Source organism: uncultured Campylobacter sp., assembly GCF_944323605.1.
Lineage (GTDB): Bacteria > Campylobacterota > Campylobacteria > Campylobacterales > Campylobacteraceae > Campylobacter_D.
Genome location: NZ_CALUTC010000008.1, coordinates 55,179 through 74,113, shown reverse-complemented (window position 1 = coordinate 74,113; position 18,935 = coordinate 55,179). Strand labels below are relative to the sequence as shown.

The following is an 18,935-nucleotide window of genomic DNA, read 5'->3' as shown; positions in this document are numbered from 1 at the left end:
TCCTATAGCTCAGCTGGTTAGAGTGCACCCCTGATAAGGGTGAGGTCACAAGTTCAAGTCTTGTTAGGACCACCATAAAAATTAGATTTGGAATGATATTAACTGACTTATATTAGAGCGGTATTTTATTTTATTAGCAAAGTTTTTTATTAATGTTTGTATTAATATTAATTATGTAATAATTTATCAAATATCTTAAGCAGAGTGCTATTAAATGAATTTTCAGCTAAATAAAGATTGTTAAAATTTTGTAACATTAATTTCTATATTTTATTATTTGCATCTTCATTTTTAGAATTTTTTGGAAAATTTGTAATAAGAACACAAAAAGCTATAAATGGAATTCTAATGACTTTTTTATTTATTTTTGCTATTCATTTATCTGCACTCTTGACACCAGGACCCGATTTTTTTCTTGTTAGCACTTATGCTTTAAAATTCAGTTTCAAAGAAGCCTTAAAAGCAGCATTTGGTGTAAGTTTGGCAATATTACTTTGGATTATTTTTTCTCTAACTGGACTTAAAATTCTTTTTGACACTTTTCCTTTTATCCAACTTGTATTATCTACTTTAGGGGCTATGTATTTATTTTATCTTGCTTATTTGCTTCTAAAAAATATTTCTAATGAAATACACTTTACAGATAGTGTAAAAATTTCAAAACCGTTTTTAGGCGGTTTTTTGACAAATATTACAAATGCTAAAGCTATCTTTTACTTTGGAAGTATCTTTTCTAGCTTAAATTTTATGGGAGATAATTTTGAAATTTTTTTGCTAATTATTCTCCTTAGTTTAGAATCTCTGATTTGTTTTGTGCTTTTATTTTTATAAGCTTTGATTGTTTTACACTTACAACAATTTATTTTTAGAACTTATATAATGTTGATGCAAATAAAAATTACTGATATTTTATATGGAAAACTTTAATTCATCAATTGAGCCACATCAAGATATTTTTAAAAGAGATGATGAAAGCACTTGGAATGATAATGGTCAAATAAGGGAGTAAATAGCATTTAATTTCTTCTTAGATAATGTTGAAGAAATGGAACTTTGTAATTGAAAGTCAAATGATGAGGAATATAGAAAATTTCAGCATACTAATATTAAATTGAATTATGGATTAGATAGATAAGTTGTAATTCAAATTTTCTACTTTTTGCTTTAATTATTTATAAAATTTTAAGTTTTATTTTGCTATGATGAATAATATTCTGATCTAGACAAGGAGATAAAATGAAAAAAATCTTATTACTTTTTTTATTTAGTTTAAGTTTTTCTTTTGCGAATACAGATTATTATATCGAAGATAGAGCTTATCTAGGATGCAAAGCTTATCCTCCTGGTCACTATAAATCATGCCAAACTGATAAGCAACATATATATCAGCAAGCTGCTTGTAGTGCTTTTCGAATCTGCAATTGGTGAAATTGTATGGCTTTGATAGAAGTTTGTGGTAAGCTCATAGATACAAATGTTAAATTTATGGGCAAACCAGCCCTTGACTACTCGGAATTAGCACTCGAAAAAGAGCTTGAGCGAAGAAAAGAAGAAGAAAAGAATAGAAGAGAAAATCCAATTCTTTCAATAAAAATATCACAAGAATATTATTCCTTGCAAGGACAAGATAAGGAAAACAAAACACAAAATGATATAGGCAAGGATACACAAATGAAAAGCTTATCTTACCACAAGAAAGAATTAAAAATAGATATTTTTGCTTAGTCGTTTTAAAGATAGAATTTTATATCAAGATCTTACTTGAGATAATATTCTATCTGCTCTTCTTTTAGTATGCGTATAAGATTACTACTTCCTTCAATACCAGTTGGAAAGCCAGCGGTTAGTATATATGTTTTTTTTGTATTTATTAGACCTTGTTTATGAGCTTCTCTTACCGAACTTCTTATAAGACTAGTCAATTCGTCTGATTTATCTACAAGAACTAATGGCTCAACTCCCCATACTATGCTTAGTGCGTTTAAGGTCTTTTGAGAATGCCCAACAGCAATTATTCTAGTATCTGGTCTATATCTAGCCATTTTAATAGCTGATTTTCCACTACTTGTAAGAGCAAGTATGGCATCAGCATTTAGATCATTTGCTAAATAAGCACTAGAATGCATTATTTTATCGGTATCATCACAAAGCTTAAAATGATTAAATTTGTTGTAAGGATAGTGCTTTTCCGTTTCTATTATAGTTTTACACATAACCTCAACAGCATTTGCAGGGTCTATACCAACAGCACTTTCTTCGCTTAGCATAACAGCGTCCGTTCCATCTAATACAGCATTTGCTACATCTGAAATTTCAGCTCTAGTAGCATTTAAATTTTTGGCTAAAGAAAACAGCATTTGAGTAGCTGTTATAACGGGTTTGCTTGCGAAATTTGCCTTTCTTATAATCTCTTTTTGTATATTTGGAACCTTATAATATGGAACTTCTATACCCAAATCTCCACGTGCCACCATAATACCGTCGCTAGAGTAGATTATATCATCTATATTTTCAACGGCATCAAATTTTTCTATCTTAGCAAAAATGGCTATTTTAGCATTATGTTTAGCTAGAATCTCTCTTACCTCATCTATATCGTGAGCGTTTTGAACAAAGGAAATAGCTATAAAATCAACATCGTTTTCTATGCCCCAAAGCAAATCTTTTTTATCTTTTTGAGTAATTACGTCTATATTAATCCTAGTATTTGGAAAATTTATACCCTTATTTGAATTTAAAAAACCGTCATTTTCAATCAATGTTTGAACTATATCGCTACTTGTTTTAACCACCTTAGCTCTTATGCTACCGTCATAAAGATATATATATTCATCCTCTTTTAGCATGGATAAAATTTCAGGATGATTTATGCTAAGCTTGTAGTGATTATCTGATATTTTTTCTCCCTTTATAGCTTCCTTATAAAAATCTAATCTATCTCCACATTTTAACTCAAAAGGCTCTTTTAATTCTAATGTTCTTATCTTAGGACCGCTTATATCCTGCAAAATTCCAACTCTAGCATTTAAAGTCTTTGCTACCTTCTTTATCTTTTCTAAATTTTCCTTGTGATATTCGTGGCTTCCGTGAGAGAAATTAAGTCTAAATACATTGACGCCATTTATTATCATCTTTTTCAAAACTTCTTCATTTTGACTAGCAGGACCAACTGTTGCAACTATTTTTGTTTTCTTTTGCATATTATCTCCTTTTATTTGCGTATCTTACAAAAGATAAGAAACTAAATAGAAACATTTACATAAGCTCACTATTAAATTTATCCTCGTCAAATTTAGCACCCAAATACTCACAAATACTTTGAGTATCTTTTTTTGCATTTCCAAGACAAGATGTGGCACCAGGACTTGGCGTCATATTAAAAATAGCTCCCTTTACATCTGTTATACTAGCTTCTCCTAGCATTAATTCTCCCTTTGTTTTGTCTATAACTTGAGGTCTAACTCCACCAAAGCCTTCAGCATATTCTATCTCATTTGCTTTTATGCTAGGAACTATCTTTTTTATTTTCTTTGCAAATAAACGTCTATTTATGAAAGGTATTTCAAATAAATAATTTGAAAATATATACATACCAACAGTTTTATCCTTTAGCATACCAAGTGTTATTTTAGCTACCTTTGAATCAAATTTAAGTGTTTCAAAAAATTCCCACATAGATTTCAAACCGTGGTATCTCTCTAGTTTTGGTATAACAAGAGCGGTAGGACCAAAGCGAGTATTCATATCAGCCATTAAATCAGGGTCTCCGTGCAAAGCTGCAAAAGGAAGTTTAGGATTTTGAACCGTATAAACCTTGCCATTTAAAAGTTTTTGCTTTGTAAGATAAAAACTTCCAGCAACAGGCCAACAAGATTTATCAAGCCCTACTCCCATTCTATGTGCTAAAAACAAAGAATGTGCTCCAGCATTTACTACAACCGCTTTTGAATGATACTTAGCCCCACTTCTTGTATTTACTATAAAATATCCATCTTTTTGCTCTATTTTAAGCACTTCTTGATTGAATTCAACAAAGGTATTTTTATCTTCTTTTAAGGCATTATCAACCAGGCTTTGAGCCATTCTTCCAAAATCTATAGTAGTGTAGCTGTCTCCTTGCAATGCACCCATAGCTACGATACTTTCTTTTCTATCTCCTTTGGAATTTTCAGCTAAAACAACTCTAGGTTCTAGTTCTTTAACTTTTTCTTTATCAAAAAATTTTACATAAGGATATAAATCTTTAAATTCTTCGTATCTGTTTTTAAGATATTCGCACTCTTCATCGCCAACAGCTAAAACCATTTTTTGATGAGAAAAAACAAATGGCTTGCCTTCTTGTATTGATGCATATTTTGCAACCATATCTGCATTTACTTTTACTTTTCTAGCTTTTTCTATAGTATAATTTGTCTCTATATCACCACAGTGTATAGTTTGTGAGTTACTAGTAGCTCTACTGTTTAATGTGGCTATAGAGTCGTATTTTTCTATCAATGCTATATTTTTTATATCTGTATATCTAGCAAGCTCGTAAAATAAAGCTGCACCTGAAATTCCAGCACCAACAACAAGCACATCAAATTCTTTCATAAAACATTCCTTTCTTTAAGTCTGCTTAAATAGCAAATGATAATTTTCTTCTACTATCTTTTTCATACCTCTAAAAACTAGGAGCTTATCATAGATAGCTTTATCAAAAAAATTAGCTAAAAATTGCCCGTCTCCTCCAGTAAAATATAATTTCTTACCATAAGCAGCATCTTTAATAATCAATATTATACTTTTAAAAACACCATAGCTTAGCGCATCAACTGTTCTTTGTGGAAATGCATCAAGGCTAACTTGGGTATTAAATTCGCATTTTAACCTAGAAGATATCTCTGAGTAAGCATCTCTATAACTAACTATTCCGGGGAGTATAAAGCCTCCAAGGTGCATATAGTTAGAAACTATATCGACAGTTATTGCAGAACCAGCATCTACAATTACGCCATCTTCTATAGTATAACAAGCAGCTATTCTATCGACCCCAAGCCCACAATAAATCGTATCGAATTTAAAATACGGCTCAAGGTTGATAAAGTTTTCTTTTTCTCTTAGCACATCTTTCATCTTTTCATTCACATTTATGTAAAAGACTTTTTTCTCACTCTTGTAGTCAGCAAATTCGCTGATACTTAAAGAAAAATACTTGCTATTATCTAGAAAAGCAACACTTGAATTACCTATATCGCACAAAAGCATACTTAATACAACCTTAACAACACAGGTTTTAGAGCAAATTTAGAATCTTATTAGAGTAATAAAACTTACCATTTTGCATAAAGGTATCCTCGCCAACAGCTCCGCTTAGCCTATACACCTTTATATTTTCTAAATTTAAGTCACTCTTAATCAAATAACCTGTTTTTTCGAACACATATAAGTGTCCATTAAATATATCGATTTCATTATAAACCGCAAATTTAAATTTTTTCTCCAAAAGTTTATTTAATTTAAAATCTGTTTTTATAATGTTACCATTCTTAGCAAATATAAAAATATTTTCATCATAAACAAAGACTGTTCTTATTTCTTCTATTAAAGAAAAATGTTGCATATCATCAACAACGACTATTCTATTTGGGCTTGCTGCTATCATTTTATTATGTGTAATTTTAAGATATATGATATTATTAAAAAATTCATCATTGCTTATCACAACACTTCTTACTATTTTCAAAGTAGCTAAATCAAGAACATTTAATTTTCCATCTAAGCTAGGAAATACGATTATATTTGTTAAAAAAATCGGGCTTGCAACTCTTATATCTTGTGCCGGAGCTGGAGCAAGAGTTTGCAAAAATTTTATACCTAAGCTCCTATTTACAAGAACGATGCTATTGTCTGCTAAAACCATAGCTAAATCATCTCCATTAAGTGCTACGGATAAAACAGCTGCATCAAATTTGTGTGAATAAATTTCATCTGCGTTTTCATCTATTATTTTTAAATTACCAAAATCATCAGCTATGACAAATTCAGAATATTCGTGTTTTAAAATTCTAAAATTTTTCTCTAATATAAAATTTTCTACCAAACCATTTTTGTCTAAAATTTGCCCATTATTAAGCACTGAAAAATCATCATTACTAAATTTTATGCCAGATCTTAATCTAGAATCATAACTAAGTCTAGCATCTATTTTTTCTGGTTCAAAATATTGTCTTTTCGTTCCACAAGCACTAAATAACAAAATTATAATAAAAAAAATAAAAGACCTAAACATAGCTTAATTATCTTCCTTGATAATGTTTTAAATTATCAGCTATTTGTCTCAATTCAGAAATATTTGGAATTTGATTTAGTAATATTTTTGCCTCTTCTATTTTATTTTGCTTTAACAAAGCGTAAGCTTCCAAAATCTTGTTATAATCTGACAAGAATTTTGAATCTTTTTCATTAGAATTTATAAGCTCCCTTAACAATGGATCTAAATTTAAATTTTTACTTTCTTCTAAAATTTTATTATGCTCTAACTGTCTAGCAAGTAACAAAAAAACGTATAGATTTGGATTGTCCTCTTTTAGCGATTCTTCCATTTTAAAATCGTATTGTGGAGTATTTATTTGTTTAAGCAAGGAAATATAAAGCTCGTTGCTGTTTTTTATATTTCTTTGTCTTATGCTATCGCTAATGTATTGATATAAAATATAAACGAAAATAGCAATAACAAAAGTTAATATTATATATTTATATTTCTTAAAAAATTTTTCACCTCGTATAAAACCTTCTATCATTTGTTCTTGAGTGCTTAACTCTTTTTTTATGCTATTTAAATCATCTTTTAAAGCCACTTTTTAAATCCTTACAAAAAAATAAGCCTAATTTTAGCATTTAAAAATTACAAAACAATTAAAAATATTTGCTTTTTTCTTCATAATATAGAGAAAATTTTTACCGTTATTAATGCAATTTTTTATCTTTTATATGTTATAATCGTTTTATTTTTGAAATTAAAATTGGGAATGCTATGAATATAGATGATTTATTGCTAAGTAAATTAGAAAAATTAAGTGCTTTAAAGATAGCAGACGAAAAAAGAGAAGAAACTAAGGAAAATTTGAGCGAAATAGTCGCTTTTGTTGAGATCTTAAATGAGCTTGACCTTAGCTCTTGCGAGGCTACTGTTAGCACTGTAAATGCTTCAAGTCCTTTCAGAGAAGATGTGGCGATTAAAAGCGATGTTGTAGGCACTGTGTTAGCAAATTCCCCAAAACACGACGAGAATTTTTTTATAGTTCCTAAAGTGATAGAATAGGAGAAAAAGTTGATAGCTGGTTTTTTTTGGTTTGATATTTTAATACTAGCTTTAACATTATTAATAGCAATAAAGGGAATCTTAAATGGTTTTATAAAAGAATTTTTAGGCTTACTTGGCTTAATAGGAGGTGTTTTATTAGCCTCAAGATATGCTAATGATATGTCAAATATTATAAAATCATACATATACGATATAACAAATTCTGATTTAGCCAAATTTGTTGGCTTTATAAGCATTGTTTTAATCGCTTGGCTTTTGTGTTTATTAGCAGCTACAGTTCTTTGTAAGCTAGTAAAAATGAGTGGTTTAGGATTTTTAGATAGACTGCTAGGATTTATATTTAGCGGGACTAAAGTATTTTTAATATTTGCGATATTGGTATATTGCATTAATAAAATTTCATTTCTTAGTCAAAATATAAAACCTTTTATGCAAGGGAGTTCAGTGTTTATGATATTAGAAGATCTTGGAGCTTTTATAATGAATGATAAAACAGTTAAAGAAAATATACAAGCTATAGAACAAAGCTTAAACGAACAAAACGAGAGTAAATAAAGGAGAATAAATGTCTATTGAAAGTATAGAAAATATAGAATATGAAGTTTTGCTTGATAAATTTAAGAAAATTCTAAAAGAAGGTGGTCTTAAATACACTAAACAAAGGGAGATTGTTCTTAAAATTCTATACAATAGCGATGCTCATTACACGCCAGAAGCTTTGTATATAGAGATAAAAAGCAAGGAGCCGGATTTAAATGTTGGTATAGCAACAGTTTATAGGACCTTGAATTTATTAGAAGAAGCTGGTATGGTAACTTCCATATCTTTTGGAATAGCTGGTAAAAAATTTGAACTAGCTACTAAACCGCATCACGATCATATTATTTGTAAAAATTGTGGAAAAATAGTTGAATTTGAAAATCCAGTCATAGAAAGACAACAAGCTCTTGTGGCAAAAGAACACAAATTTAAGCTTACTGGACATTTGATGCAGCTTTACGGTGTTTGTAGCGATTGTAACAAAAGCGATAGGATAAAGATATAAATGTTTGCCAACCCACTAGAACAACAAAAAATTCAAAAAGCAAATGAATTAAGAAAAAATGGAATAAACCCATACGCACACTTCTTGAAAAAAGATATGTGCATAAAAGATTTTAAAGATAAATTTGCTTATGTAAAAGATTTAGAAGAAAAAAAAGATGAAAGCAAGATAGTAAGCACAAGTGGCAGAATAAAATTACTAAGAATAGCTGGAAAATCTGTCTTTGCTAATATAGAAGATGAAAATTCTAATATACAAATTTATTTTAATAAAAACACTCTTGGAGATGAATATTATAATATTATAAAAAAGAATTTAGAAGTGGGCGATATAGTGCTAGTAAGCGGCTATCCTTTTTTTACTAATACAGGAGAATTTTCTATACACGTAGATAAACTCACAATAGCAACTAAAGCTATAACTCCTTTGCCAGAAAAGTATCACGGCTTAACAGATGTAGAACAAAGATATAGAAAAAGATATCTAGATATGATTATGAATGCCGATGTTAGGCAAGATTTTATAAAAAGAGCAAAAATAGTGAGGTGTATTAGAAATTTTTTTGAGAAAAAAGGTTTCTTAGAGCTTGAAACTCCTATGATGCACCCTATAGCAGGTGGTGCAAATGCAAAACCATTTAAAACATTTCACAATGCCTTAGGCGTAGATAGGTTTTTAAGAATAGCTCCAGAACTTTATCTAAAACAATTAATAGTAGGAGGATTTGAGGCTATTTTCGAGCTTAATCGCTGTTTTAGAAACGAGGGAATGGACCTAACTCATAATCCTGAATTCACCACTATAGAATTTTACTGGGCTTTTCACGATTACAATGATTTAATGGATCTTACAGAAGAACTTTTTAAAGAGCTTTTAAAAGAATTAAATTTGAAAAGTATTATAGAATTTGATGATTTAAAAATAGACTTTTCAAAACCATTTGAAAGAATTTCATACAAAGAAGCTTTGTATAAATATGCAAATTTCGATGAAAATTTCATAAAAGATAAGAATAAAATTTTAAACAAATTGCAAACTGATGGTTTTGAAGCAAAAGCAGAACTTGACTTAGGACAATTACAAGCTGAACTTTTTGACAATTATGTAGAAGAAAAACTTATAAATCCAACTTTTATAATTGATTTTCCAATATCAATTTCACCGCTTTCAAGAAGAAGCGATAATGATAGCGAGGTAGCCGAGAGATTTGAGCTTTTTATAGCAGGAAAAGAAATAGCAAACGGCTTTAATGAATTAAATGATCCATTAGATCAGTATGAAAGATTTCTAAAACAAATTGAGGCTAAAAACGCTGGAAATGAAGAGGCTTGCGATATGGATGAAGACTTTGTTAGAGCATTATCGTATGCTATGCCACCTACAGCTGGTGAAGGCATAGGTATAGATAGGCTGGTAATGCTTTTAACAAACAAAAAATCAATAAGAGATGTCATATTATTTCCAGCTATGAGACCATTAAAAACCGAATTAAAGGAGGAAAGATGAGTTTAGAGAATTTTGATAAAGAGATTTATGATTTAGCCAATTTAGAGCTTAAAAGACAGTGTGATCATCTTGAAATGATAGCTAGCGAAAATTTCACTTTACCAGAAGTTATGGAAGCTATGGGTAGTGTGCTTACGAACAAATATGCAGAAGGATATCCTGCAAAAAGGTATTATGGCGGCTGTGATTTTGTTGATGAGATAGAAAATATAGCTATTAATAGGTGCAAAAAACTTTTTAATTGCGAATTTGCTAACGTTCAACCAAATTCTGGCTCCCAAGCAAACCAAGGTGCTTATATGGCACTTTTAAATCCTGGCGATAAAATACTAGGTATGGATCTAAGCCACGGAGGACACCTCACTCACGGTGCTAAAGTTAGCTCATCAGGCAAAATTTACGAAAGCTTTTTTTATGGCGTTGAATTAGATGGACGAATAAACTATGAAAAAGTAAGAGAAATAGCTCATATAGTAAAACCAAAGATGATAGTATGCGGTGCTAGCGCTTATGCTAGAATCATTGATTTTGCTAAATTTAGAGAAATAGCAGACGAAGTTGGGGCATACCTTTTTGCCGATATAGCTCATATTGCTGGTTTAGTGGTTGGTGGCGTGCATCCAAGTCCTTTTCCACACGCTCATATAGTAAGCTCTACTACTCACAAGACATTAAGAGGACCTAGAGGCGGTATTTTAATGACAAATGACGAGGAAATAGCTAAAAAGATAAATTCTGCCATATTTCCTGGCATTCAAGGCGGTCCTTTGATGCATGTAATAGCTGCAAAAGCAGTTGGTTTTAAGTATAATCTATCTGATGAATGGAAAGTATATGCTAAGCAAGTCGTTGATAATGCAAAAACTTTAGCTAAAGTTTTGATAGATAGAAAATATAATATAGTAAGCGGTGGAACAGATAATCACTTGATTTTATTAAGCTTTTTAGATAAAGATTTTAGCGGAAAAGACGCTGATATAGCTCTTGGAAATGCTGGTATAACTGTAAATAAAAACACCGTTCCTGGAGAAAAAAGAAGTCCTTTTGTAACAAGTGGAGTGCGTATAGGAACTCCAGCATTAACTGCTAGAGGCTTTAAGGAAAAAGAAATAGAAAATGTGGCAAACTATATAGCTGATGTTTTGGATAATATAAAAAATGAGGAAATGCAAAAACAAATAAAGGAAAAAGTCAAAAAACTCGCTTCAGAGTTTATAATTTATGAAAAGGCTATGTTTTGATATCGCAAATGGATTTATCGCTTATTAAAATTATAAGCGATCATTATTACATAAAACGGGACAAGATTGTCAGCAAGTTTGAGCATAGAGGTAGATATTTTTTTAATAAATTTGAAAAAGTAAATGCTCCTCTGGACTCTAAAGTTATAAGAGATCACGCAGAAGGCAAAATAGTAGTTGCACACAGTCTTATAAGCAAAACCGATTACGTAGAAAATATTGTATTTGATTACAATGGTTTTAATGCTGATAAATTCTGGCACAGAGCACAGCTTATGCTAAGGGAAGAAGGTTTTATAAATTTCACTGCATATAAGACAAAAACCCCCGGACACTTGCACCTATATATACACAAAGGGCATACTACCCTTAATGAAGGTTGCCAACTAGCATCTAAGCTTTCTATGATGTTATCTAGCAAAATGCCTACTGAATGGAGAGTATTCCCTACCCTGAATTTACCACGGGAATATAATATAATGATACTTCCTTACGAAGTCTTTCATAAGGAAAGAGGCACATCTTGGTCTAAACATATGTAGATAAGGATATTTATGGACGGTAATAAAAATAATTTTGACGACATAATACTAGACAAAACAAATAAAAGCGAAAAAATAAAAAAAATTCTACTTAGGATTATAGCTCTTGCTATATTATTTTTAATTGTTATGATAGTTATGAAACTAATCAATAGTGGAGATACAAGCTCACAAAACACTTCAGAAAGCATTTTTCCATCTGAGCCACAAACACCTATGGATAAACCTTTTAGCGAAGTTCCTATAACAGATTCAAACACAAGCGATATAGATGAATTTGAGGCTCTTAGACAAAGATTGCAAGGATTAGATGAAAATACAAGTATAGATAATAACTTTACTATGCCTAATGCTTTACCAGATGCAAATGAAACAAGCACACAAGCTGAACCAATATTACCACCTGAACCAAAAAAAGATGTGGAAATAAAAACTAAAGATGACGCACCAAAAAGTGATAAAAAAACAAGTGCTACAAAAAATCAAGAGCCTTCTAAAAAACAAGAAACTAAAAAAACAGAAGATACAAAAGAATTATTTTCAAACATAAAAACTAGCTCTAAGCTAGAAGCTGGAATGTATATACAAGTTTTTTCTGTTGCTACCTTTGATCCAAAATCAAAAGAATTAGCCTTGCTTGGAAAAAATGGCTATAAACATAAGCTTTATAAAACTACCGTAAATGGAAAAGAGATAACTAGAGTTCTTGTAGGTCCTTTTTCTAAGGATAGCATAAATGATGAGCTTAAAAAAATTAGAGAAAAAGTAGAAAAAGAAGCCTTTGTATTTCAAGTAAAATGAAATTTTTAGCAGTATTTGGGAATCCAATATCTCACTCAAAATCTCCAAGAATGCACAATAATGCTATCAAGTCCTTAGGGCTTGATGCTATTTATACTAGGTATTTATTGAATGATGAAAAACTTTTAAAAGAAAAGCTTTTATCATTAAAATTAAGTGGGGCTAATATAACTGTCCCATTTAAAAACGAGGCACTTAAAATAGCGGATTTTAAAGACGATATGGCTGTAAAAATAGGTTCTGCTAACACATTGATTATAGGAGAAAATGGAAAAATTAGTGCTTACAACACTGATGCTCCTGGTTTTTTACAATCAATATCGACTTTTAAAAATATAAAAAAGGCATTAATACTTGGAGCAGGTGGGACATCTAAAGCATTAGCTTTTGCTTTGTTAGATAAAGGTGTGGAAGTATTTGTAGCAAATAGAAGCAAAGAAAGACTTAAGGAATTTAGTTTCTGCCAAAATTCATTGTATAGCGATTTGAATGAAAAAAAATTTGATATAGTTATAAACAGCACATCAGTTGGCTTAAAAGATGATACATTACCTTGCGATGAAGCTTTATTAAAAGAGCTTTTACGGGAGTCAATATACGCTTTTGATGTTATCTATGGAAAAGAAACACCTTTTATAAAACTCTGTAAAAATTTTAATTTGCAATACAAAGATGGGCTAGAAATGTTGCTATGGCAGGGTGTATTTGCTTTTGAGTTATTCTTCAATATAAAAAATAAGCAAGAACTTATAAAAAAATATATGCTAGAAGCCTTAAATTTGTAAAATAATCTCAGATGGAGCTTTAATCCATCTGATTTCTTTTCCACGCAGGTTCGTTTTCTATATGATACATTATCTCTTCTCTATTAAGAGTCCCTGTTTTACCTAATGTTTGCACAAAAAAGCTTTGTCTATTTTCCACTACTTGTTCATCTTTTTTAGGGGCTTGAGCATTAGCATACTCAAAACCAGTCGCAACTACAGTAAATTCAATCTCGTCTGTAGCCATACTATTATCAATAGAATCTCCGTGCTTTATGCCAACCACATCATCATCTATCATATCAGCAAGCTTTTCTAGGGCTTCATTAAGCGACATAAATGGAAAATCCTCGTGTCTTCTAGTGTGTATTATAACACCTTTAGCCTTTTTAACATTAAATCCATCTAAGAGAGGAGATTCTAAAGCACTATTCATAGCTTCATCAGCAGCATTTGGTCCTTGTGCATATCCAACGCCCATCAAAGATAAACCTCTATGCTCCATAGCACTCTTAATATCAGCGAAATCAACATTTCTTTCTGAGCTATCCATAAGTATAGATACCATACCCTTAACAGCCTTGGCTAAAACATCATCTACCATCTCATATACCTTGCTAGCAGGTGCATTTCTATCTATTAAATTTTTTACCTTTTCATTCTGCACCACAAGTATGGAATCGCTTTCTTTTCTGAGTTCAGCAAGTCCTTCTTCAGCCAATTTTTTCTTTCTAGAACCCTCGAAATTAAAAGGCATAGTTACAACACAAACAGTAAGTGCGCCGACTTCTTTTGCAGCTTGAGCTATTATAGGAGCAGCACCTGTACCTGTGCCACCTCCAAAACCAGAAGCTATAAACACTATATCACTTTGATCTAAACAAGCTTTTATTTCTTCATAATTTTCTCTAGCACTTTCAGCTCCAACTTCTGGGTTTCCTCCTGCACCAAGACCTCTTGTTGTTTTTTCACCTAACTGGATTTTAGTCTTAGCGAGAGATTTTGCAAGGGCTTGTCCATCTGTGTTTGCAACTATTAGATCTAGCTTATCAAAACCTGTTCTCATCATATGGTTTATCATATTTCCACCGCCGCCACCGCAGCCTATGATCTTTATTCTAGCACCCCTTGCGTGTTGCGCTTCTTCAACTACGAACTCGCTCATAAATTCTCTCCCAAAAATTAAAATTGACTCATTATTTTATTCCAAACCTTTGAAAAAAGGTTATCTTTCTTACCCTTGCTCACATTTAGCAAATCTAAATTTTCTCTAAGTGTAATTGTATCACTTTCTTTTGAATTTTCAGTATAATTTTCACTTTTTATTTCAGCCTTTTCTTCCTCAAATACTAAAGAATCTTGTATAGGTTTATTTGATAATTCAGGCTCTCCTTTATATCTAAGTTTATCTTTTGAATCAAGCTCGTAAGGAGTAAAATACCCAGCCCCATACAAGCAAAGCCCTATAGCACAAGCATTTTCTGGATCAGCTATAACATCACTAAAGCCAAAAATTTTGTCATTTGATACAGAAGCAAGTCTTACGGATTTATTATCAAACATAGCATAGCTAAGCTCGTCTATCCTTGCAAGTTTAGTCATACCTCCTGTTAATACTATGCCAGCACCGGCACTGTTTGCATAAGGACTCTCACTAAGCATTTTAGCAAGTATCATTAGCGTTTCCTCTGCTCTAGCATATATAACATTGGATATAATCTCTAATTTTACATCATTGATTTTTCGCTCATCACCTATAAAAGGAACCTTCACTAAATTTTCAGGCTCTTGGCTTAAATTTGCATAATTTAATTTTATCTTTTCTGCTTCTTTTAAAGGAGTATGCAAAGAAACTGCTAGATCTTGAGTTATATTAGTAGATCCTATCAAAAGGCAATCATTATATCTAAGAGAATTTCCCATATGCATAACTATATCGCATATAGCACCACCCATATCTATAAGTATAGCTCCAAGTTCTTTTTCACTATCATCTAAGCAAGCTATAGACGAGGCATAACCTGATAATACTAAATTATCTATGCGTAAATCAGCTAAACCAACAGCTTTTTCCAGGTTTTTAATATGAACTTCTTGAGAAATAACTATATGTGTCAAAACTTCAAGCCTGTTACCGCTCATACCAAGAGGATCATCTATACTATCTATATCATTTACTTTAAAATTATAAGGTAAAACGTGTATAACTCTATATCCATTTGGTATATTAGCAGTATGTTTTGCTGTGCTAACTGCTCTATGTATCTCTTTTATAGTTATCTCACTACCCGGTATATTAACTACACCTACACTATTAACACTTTTTGCATAAGCCCCAGACACAGAAACTATAACTTTATCATAATTCACACCAGCCACTATCTGAGCTTCCTTAGCAGCTTGAGCTATAGATTTAGATGCTAGTTCTATATTTGTTATAGCACCTTTTTTTACACCTTGAGTTTTAGCTTTTCCAGAACCAATGATATTAAGATGCCCCTCTTCGTCTTTTTGAGCTAATATAGCACAAGTTTGAGTTGAGCCTAAGTCAATGCCTAAGATGTTCAAGATTAATTCCCTTTATAATAAATTTCTATTTCATACTCTTTTTCTAAGTTTTTAAGCAAGGCTTTTCTAAGTTGTGAGGCTTTTATAGAAGCCAAATTTGCCCTTAAGTTATCTTTATATTGCTCTAGCTTAGAATTGCTTAATAAAATTTGATCGCTTATCTCGTATAATATAGCCTTATCATCAAGTAATACAAAAGATTTTTTCTTATCTTGATTAAAAACATTCATTAAAAATAAACTAAATTCAGTATCATTCATCAGATTATCTGACACCCTGCTAGAATCTCTTAAACTATCTCTGCTAACAGAGCCTATATTTTTTCCTTTAAAATTTTCTAGTGCTTTTTTTGCTTTTTCCTCTAATAAAATTTTCTTTTTCATATCTTTATATAAAGGTAAAACATCATTTCTAGCTTCAGCAAAAGTTTTTACCCTAACACTTTCTTTTTTATTTAATCTAGCTATCATATAGCCCAGCTTAGAATCCTTTTCGAATTTAAAAGGTCTAATCATAGCACCTATCTTAGCCTTTTCTAAAGTTTGCAAAGGGTAAAAAATATCTAACTCGCTTACATTAACATCATCTTGGAATTTTTCCTCACCCTTATCTAAAGCTATATATTTGCTATTTGCTTCACTTTTTAAAAGCTCTAAAGCATAATCTTTGTTAAGCTCATTTTTAGCATCATCAAAGGAAATAATTTTTCCCGTAAAATCTTTATAATTATGCTTATTTGTTTCGTAAAATTGCTTTAAAGAAGCTTCGTCTAATTTAGAATCATTTATAGGCATAAAATAAGTAGATAATTCATATGAAACCTGCGTTTTATAATCGTTTTTTCTTTCTTGCCAAAATTTTTCAAGTTCGGATTCATCTACTTTAATATCCACAGTATCAGCTTTCAGCAGCTCTACACTTAATACATCTTGCATAAAAAAACTAGAGGCGAGCATTTCTATTTCATTTTCTTTAACAGGTAAAGAAAAAATCAAGGATAGTTTATCTAATAAAATATTATCAGAAACCATTTCTTCATATTGACTAGCTTTTATATCGTTTTGAGCCAAGGTATTGTAATATATATTTTTATCAAATAAACCATTTGAATCTAAAAATTGCTTGTCATTTATCAAAACTCTTAAAATTTCATCTTCGCTTACGCTTAAGCCCAATCTCTTTGCAAAAGAAATCAAAAGCTTATCTTCTATCAAGCTTTGCAATGCTAAAGCATCAAGACCACTCTCTTTTGCTTTTTGCTCTGTTAGCGTGCCATTGCTAATCTCATTGTAGTATGAAAAAATTTGACCGTATCTTTGGTTTAGTTGTATTATAGAAATTTTTTCATCTCCAACCTTTGCAACAGAAGAGGAACGATTTATGTTAAAATCATAATCTCCCCAACCAACAAAACCAGCACCGACAAAAGCTATAACACTTATCCAAATAGTTACTACAAGCCATTTCTTATGTCTTTGCATCCAAGTTATCATTAATTATCCTACCTTGCTATAAAGACTGTATTATACAATAATAAGCCTTAATGTAAGGCTAAAATTCCTAAAAATTTGATATTATTAATTTAAAATTTTAAGCGGAAAAATAAGATGTGCAAACATATACCTGTATTACTTGATGAATTTTTAAAATATCTGCCAACTAAAAAAGATGGCATAGCACTTGATTGCACCTTAGGTTTTGCTGGACACAGTGAAGCATTATTAAATACAGCCCCTAATTTAAAGCTAATAGCGTGTGATAAAGATGAAGATGCTTTGGAATTTTCAAAAACAAAACTTAAAAAATTTGGAGATAGAGTTAAGATAATAAAAAGTGATTTTAAGGATATTTTTAGCAAACTAAGCACAGATGAGATAAAAAATTTAAGATTTATATTAGCTGATATTGGTGTTTCATCTTATCAGCTCGATGAAGATGAAAGAGGTTTTAGCACAAATTCAAATTTCTTAGATATGCGTATGGATAAAAGTATGAATTTTAATGCGAAAAAGCTGGTAAATTCGTATAGCAAGGAAGATTTACAAAGAATTTTTATGGATTTTGCAGAGCTTAAAGATGCAAAAAATATAGCAGAAAAAATATATTCTTATAGGCTTAAAAAGCAAATAGAATCTGCAAAAGAACTAAGGCAAATAATCGGAAAAGAAAAGCTTAAAGGTCGCTCTATATCAAAAGCTACTTTGGTATTTCAAGCTATAAGAATAGAAGTAAATTCTGAATTAAAGGCATTAGAGACTTTATTAAAAAATTTAGAACAAAATGCTTTAAAAGACTGCATAGTAGCGATAATAAGTTTTCATTCTTTAGAAGATGGCTTAGTAAAAAAATTCTTTAAACAATGGTCTAAATCGTGCGTATGCGGTGAAATGGCGTATAAATGCACGTGTGGCAACAATAATAGCAAAGGAGAAATTTTAAGTAAAAAACCTATACAAGCTACTTTAGATGAAATAAAAGCAAATTCAAGATCAAGTTGTGCTAAAATGAGACTCTTTTATTTTAGGTAAGGTCAAAAATGTTAAATGAAGATTTTCTAAAAGAAAAACAAAATATAAGACAAAAAATGCTTGAATACTCACGTGCCGTAAAAGAAGGCAGAGTAGATAAGATAAGGTATTTTGAAGATGACGAAAATTTATTAAAAAAACGTATGGGAAAAAACAAACAAAGTGAAAAAGATAAATTTTATAAAGAACATCAAAATCAAGCTAAAAACAACAAAGATATATATTTAAAAGAGGATTTAATCAATGTAAAACTTGAAGAAAAAAAGAAATTTAAGCTTAAGATATTTGAAAAAGATAAAAAAAAGAAAAATGCAAAAAAAGAGCAAAAGATAAATACAGAAACTGACAATTCCGCAAAAACAAAGTCTTTATTGCTTGATGGTTACAAAGAAGCAACAAGTGAGGTTAAGAATTTAAATTTTAATAATTTATTATTTTCTATCTTGCTCATAGCTTTTGCTTGTGCGGTATTTGTGCCACAAATTTACATAAGAAACAATATATATTATTTAAGTAGAGAAATAGCCTCTTTAAGAAGTCAAGAAAGCGTTTTAAATGAGGAAAATAAAGAATTAAGACATGGGCTTGAAAATATGAAATTTCAAAACCAAATTCTAGATTATTTGGAGTAAAT

The 18,935-nt window shown here is 30.6% G+C and carries 21 protein-coding genes; 13 read left to right on the top strand and 8 right to left on the bottom strand.

All coding sequences use genetic code 11. The features are described 5' to 3' along the window. The first annotated feature begins 348 nt into the window (after positions 1 to 348). From Q0J35_RS05875 to Q0J35_RS05865, 3 genes are all read left to right on the top strand, one after another. Positions 349 to 831 carry a LysE family transporter gene (locus Q0J35_RS05875; RefSeq protein ID WP_297194062.1) on the top strand — a complete coding sequence of 161 codons (483 nt, stop codon included), beginning with the start codon at positions 349 to 351 and terminating at the stop codon, positions 829 to 831. A 405-nt stretch (positions 832 to 1,236) separates the two neighbouring features. Then, entirely contained in the window at positions 1,237 to 1,428 is a 192-nt protein-coding gene (locus Q0J35_RS05870) for a hypothetical protein (RefSeq protein ID WP_297194060.1), read from the top strand. Positions 1,429 to 1,434: 6 nt separating this feature from the next. Then, positions 1,435 to 1,725, top strand: coding sequence for a hypothetical protein (locus Q0J35_RS05865; RefSeq protein ID WP_297194058.1), 291 nt, complete (start codon positions 1,435 to 1,437; stop codon positions 1,723 to 1,725). Positions 1,726 to 1,757: 32 nt separating this feature from the next. Here Q0J35_RS05865 and pyk read toward each other — a convergent pair whose 3' ends face one another. Genes pyk through Q0J35_RS05840 form a run of 5 tightly spaced genes read right to left on the bottom strand, consistent with a single transcriptional unit; the run spans position 1,758 to position 6,839 of the window. After that, the gene (gene pyk, locus Q0J35_RS05860) at positions 1,758 to 3,200 is read right to left on the bottom strand and encodes a pyruvate kinase (protein WP_297194056.1); all 1,443 of its coding nucleotides are present in this window, start codon (positions 3,198 to 3,200) and stop codon (positions 1,758 to 1,760) included. Positions 3,201 to 3,255: 55 nt separating this feature from the next. Beyond that, the gene (locus tag Q0J35_RS05855) at positions 3,256 to 4,593 is read right to left on the bottom strand and encodes an FAD-dependent oxidoreductase (RefSeq protein WP_297194054.1); all 1,338 of its coding nucleotides are present in this window, start codon (positions 4,591 to 4,593) and stop codon (positions 3,256 to 3,258) included. Between the two features lie 15 nt (positions 4,594 to 4,608). Continuing rightward, the gene (locus Q0J35_RS05850; RefSeq protein ID WP_297194053.1) at positions 4,609 to 5,247 is read right to left on the bottom strand and encodes a type III pantothenate kinase; all 639 of its coding nucleotides are present in this window, start codon (positions 5,245 to 5,247) and stop codon (positions 4,609 to 4,611) included. Between the two features lie 28 nt (positions 5,248 to 5,275). Continuing rightward, a complete protein-coding gene (locus Q0J35_RS05845; RefSeq protein WP_297194051.1) occupies positions 5,276 to 6,271 on the bottom strand; it encodes a hypothetical protein in 996 nt (331 codons plus the stop codon). A gap of 7 nt (positions 6,272 to 6,278) precedes the next feature. Then, positions 6,279 to 6,839: a hypothetical protein gene (locus Q0J35_RS05840; protein WP_297194049.1), complete on the bottom strand. Its 561-nt coding sequence runs from the start codon at positions 6,837 to 6,839 to the stop codon at positions 6,279 to 6,281. A 176-nt stretch (positions 6,840 to 7,015) separates the two neighbouring features. On the opposite strand from Q0J35_RS05840, the gene gatC reads away from it, so the two are divergent. Genes gatC through Q0J35_RS05800 form a run of 8 tightly spaced genes read left to right on the top strand, consistent with a single transcriptional unit; the run spans position 7,016 to position 13,226 of the window. Then, positions 7,016 to 7,303: an Asp-tRNA(Asn)/Glu-tRNA(Gln) amidotransferase subunit GatC gene (gatC, locus tag Q0J35_RS05835; protein WP_297194047.1), complete on the top strand. Its 288-nt coding sequence runs from the start codon at positions 7,016 to 7,018 to the stop codon at positions 7,301 to 7,303. Between the two features lie 9 nt (positions 7,304 to 7,312). Further along, positions 7,313 to 7,861 (top strand): CvpA family protein, encoded by a 549-nt coding sequence (locus Q0J35_RS05830; protein WP_297194045.1) that lies wholly within the window; start codon positions 7,313 to 7,315, stop codon positions 7,859 to 7,861. Positions 7,862 to 7,871: 10 nt separating this feature from the next. Continuing rightward, positions 7,872 to 8,351 carry a Fur family transcriptional regulator gene (locus Q0J35_RS05825; protein WP_297194043.1) on the top strand — a complete coding sequence of 160 codons (480 nt, stop codon included), beginning with the start codon at positions 7,872 to 7,874 and terminating at the stop codon, positions 8,349 to 8,351. Beyond that, complete coding sequence (gene lysS, locus Q0J35_RS05820) at positions 8,352 to 9,857, top strand: lysine--tRNA ligase (protein ID WP_297194041.1); 1,506 nt, start codon at positions 8,352 to 8,354, stop codon at positions 9,855 to 9,857. Beyond that, on the top strand, positions 9,854 to 11,098 hold the full coding sequence (locus Q0J35_RS05815) for a serine hydroxymethyltransferase (RefSeq protein WP_297194039.1): 1,245 nt from the start codon (positions 9,854 to 9,856) through the stop codon (positions 11,096 to 11,098). The genes lysS and Q0J35_RS05815 overlap by 4 nt, the downstream gene beginning before the upstream one ends. After that, positions 11,095 to 11,640, top strand: coding sequence for a DUF1882 domain-containing protein (locus Q0J35_RS05810; RefSeq protein ID WP_297194036.1), 546 nt, complete (start codon positions 11,095 to 11,097; stop codon positions 11,638 to 11,640). The genes Q0J35_RS05815 and Q0J35_RS05810 overlap by 4 nt, the downstream gene beginning before the upstream one ends. Positions 11,641 to 11,652: 12 nt before the next feature. After that, positions 11,653 to 12,441 (top strand): SPOR domain-containing protein, encoded by a 789-nt coding sequence (locus Q0J35_RS05805; protein WP_297194034.1) that lies wholly within the window; start codon positions 11,653 to 11,655, stop codon positions 12,439 to 12,441. After that, positions 12,438 to 13,226: a shikimate dehydrogenase gene (locus Q0J35_RS05800; protein ID WP_297194032.1), complete on the top strand. Its 789-nt coding sequence runs from the start codon at positions 12,438 to 12,440 to the stop codon at positions 13,224 to 13,226. The genes Q0J35_RS05805 and Q0J35_RS05800 overlap by 4 nt, the downstream gene beginning before the upstream one ends. A gap of 19 nt (positions 13,227 to 13,245) precedes the next feature. Here the strand turns inward: Q0J35_RS05800 and ftsZ are convergent, their stop codons facing one another. From ftsZ to Q0J35_RS05785, 3 genes are read right to left on the bottom strand one after another with little or no spacing between them, the layout of a single operon-like run. After that, entirely contained in the window at positions 13,246 to 14,370 is a 1,125-nt protein-coding gene (gene ftsZ, locus Q0J35_RS05795; protein ID WP_297194030.1) for a cell division protein FtsZ, read from the bottom strand. Between the two features lie 17 nt (positions 14,371 to 14,387). Continuing rightward, on the bottom strand, positions 14,388 to 15,773 hold the full coding sequence (ftsA, locus tag Q0J35_RS05790) for a cell division protein FtsA (RefSeq protein ID WP_297194028.1): 1,386 nt from the start codon (positions 15,771 to 15,773) through the stop codon (positions 14,388 to 14,390). 2 nt (positions 15,774 to 15,775) lie between these two features. Continuing rightward, positions 15,776 to 17,266, bottom strand: coding sequence for a peptidylprolyl isomerase (locus Q0J35_RS05785; protein ID WP_297194026.1), 1,491 nt, complete (start codon positions 17,264 to 17,266; stop codon positions 15,776 to 15,778). 114 nt (positions 17,267 to 17,380) lie between these two features. Between Q0J35_RS05785 and rsmH the strand changes: the two genes are divergently transcribed. Both rsmH and Q0J35_RS05775 read left to right on the top strand, forming a co-directional pair. Beyond that, a complete protein-coding gene (gene rsmH / locus Q0J35_RS05780; protein WP_297194024.1) occupies positions 17,381 to 18,301 on the top strand; it encodes a 16S rRNA (cytosine(1402)-N(4))-methyltransferase RsmH in 921 nt (306 codons plus the stop codon). An 8-nt stretch (positions 18,302 to 18,309) separates the two neighbouring features. Then, the gene (locus tag Q0J35_RS05775) at positions 18,310 to 18,933 is read left to right on the top strand and encodes a hypothetical protein (protein ID WP_297194023.1); all 624 of its coding nucleotides are present in this window, start codon (positions 18,310 to 18,312) and stop codon (positions 18,931 to 18,933) included. Positions 18,934 to 18,935: the final 2 nt, after the last annotated feature.

Coding starts and splice junctions, on each gene's coding strand:
- Q0J35_RS05845 (WP_297194051.1), bottom strand. CDS start 6,271: ATGTTTAGGTCTTTTATTTTTTTTATTATAATTTTGTTATTTAGTGCT.
- Q0J35_RS05805 (WP_297194034.1), top strand. CDS start 11,653: ATGGACGGTAATAAAAATAATTTTGACGACATAATACTAGACAAAACA.
- Q0J35_RS05825 (WP_297194043.1), top strand. CDS start 7,872: ATGTCTATTGAAAGTATAGAAAATATAGAATATGAAGTTTTGCTTGAT.
- Q0J35_RS05785 (WP_297194026.1), bottom strand. CDS start 17,266: ATGATAACTTGGATGCAAAGACATAAGAAATGGCTTGTAGTAACTATT.
- Q0J35_RS05815 (WP_297194039.1), top strand. CDS start 9,854: ATGAGTTTAGAGAATTTTGATAAAGAGATTTATGATTTAGCCAATTTA.
- Q0J35_RS05875 (WP_297194062.1), top strand. CDS start 349: ATGACTTTTTTATTTATTTTTGCTATTCATTTATCTGCACTCTTGACA.
- Q0J35_RS05870 (WP_297194060.1), top strand. CDS start 1,237: ATGAAAAAAATCTTATTACTTTTTTTATTTAGTTTAAGTTTTTCTTTT.
- Q0J35_RS05775 (WP_297194023.1), top strand. CDS start 18,310: ATGTTAAATGAAGATTTTCTAAAAGAAAAACAAAATATAAGACAAAAA.
- pyk (WP_297194056.1), bottom strand. CDS start 3,200: ATGCAAAAGAAAACAAAAATAGTTGCAACAGTTGGTCCTGCTAGTCAA.
- ftsZ (WP_297194030.1), bottom strand. CDS start 14,370: ATGAGCGAGTTCGTAGTTGAAGAAGCGCAACACGCAAGGGGTGCTAGA.
- Q0J35_RS05850 (WP_297194053.1), bottom strand. CDS start 5,247: ATGCTTTTGTGCGATATAGGTAATTCAAGTGTTGCTTTTCTAGATAAT.
- Q0J35_RS05865 (WP_297194058.1), top strand. CDS start 1,435: ATGGCTTTGATAGAAGTTTGTGGTAAGCTCATAGATACAAATGTTAAA.
- Q0J35_RS05800 (WP_297194032.1), top strand. CDS start 12,438: ATGAAATTTTTAGCAGTATTTGGGAATCCAATATCTCACTCAAAATCT.
- lysS (WP_297194041.1), top strand. CDS start 8,352: ATGTTTGCCAACCCACTAGAACAACAAAAAATTCAAAAAGCAAATGAA.
- Q0J35_RS05855 (WP_297194054.1), bottom strand. CDS start 4,593: ATGAAAGAATTTGATGTGCTTGTTGTTGGTGCTGGAATTTCAGGTGCA.
- gatC (WP_297194047.1), top strand. CDS start 7,016: ATGAATATAGATGATTTATTGCTAAGTAAATTAGAAAAATTAAGTGCT.
- rsmH (WP_297194024.1), top strand. CDS start 17,381: ATGTGCAAACATATACCTGTATTACTTGATGAATTTTTAAAATATCTG.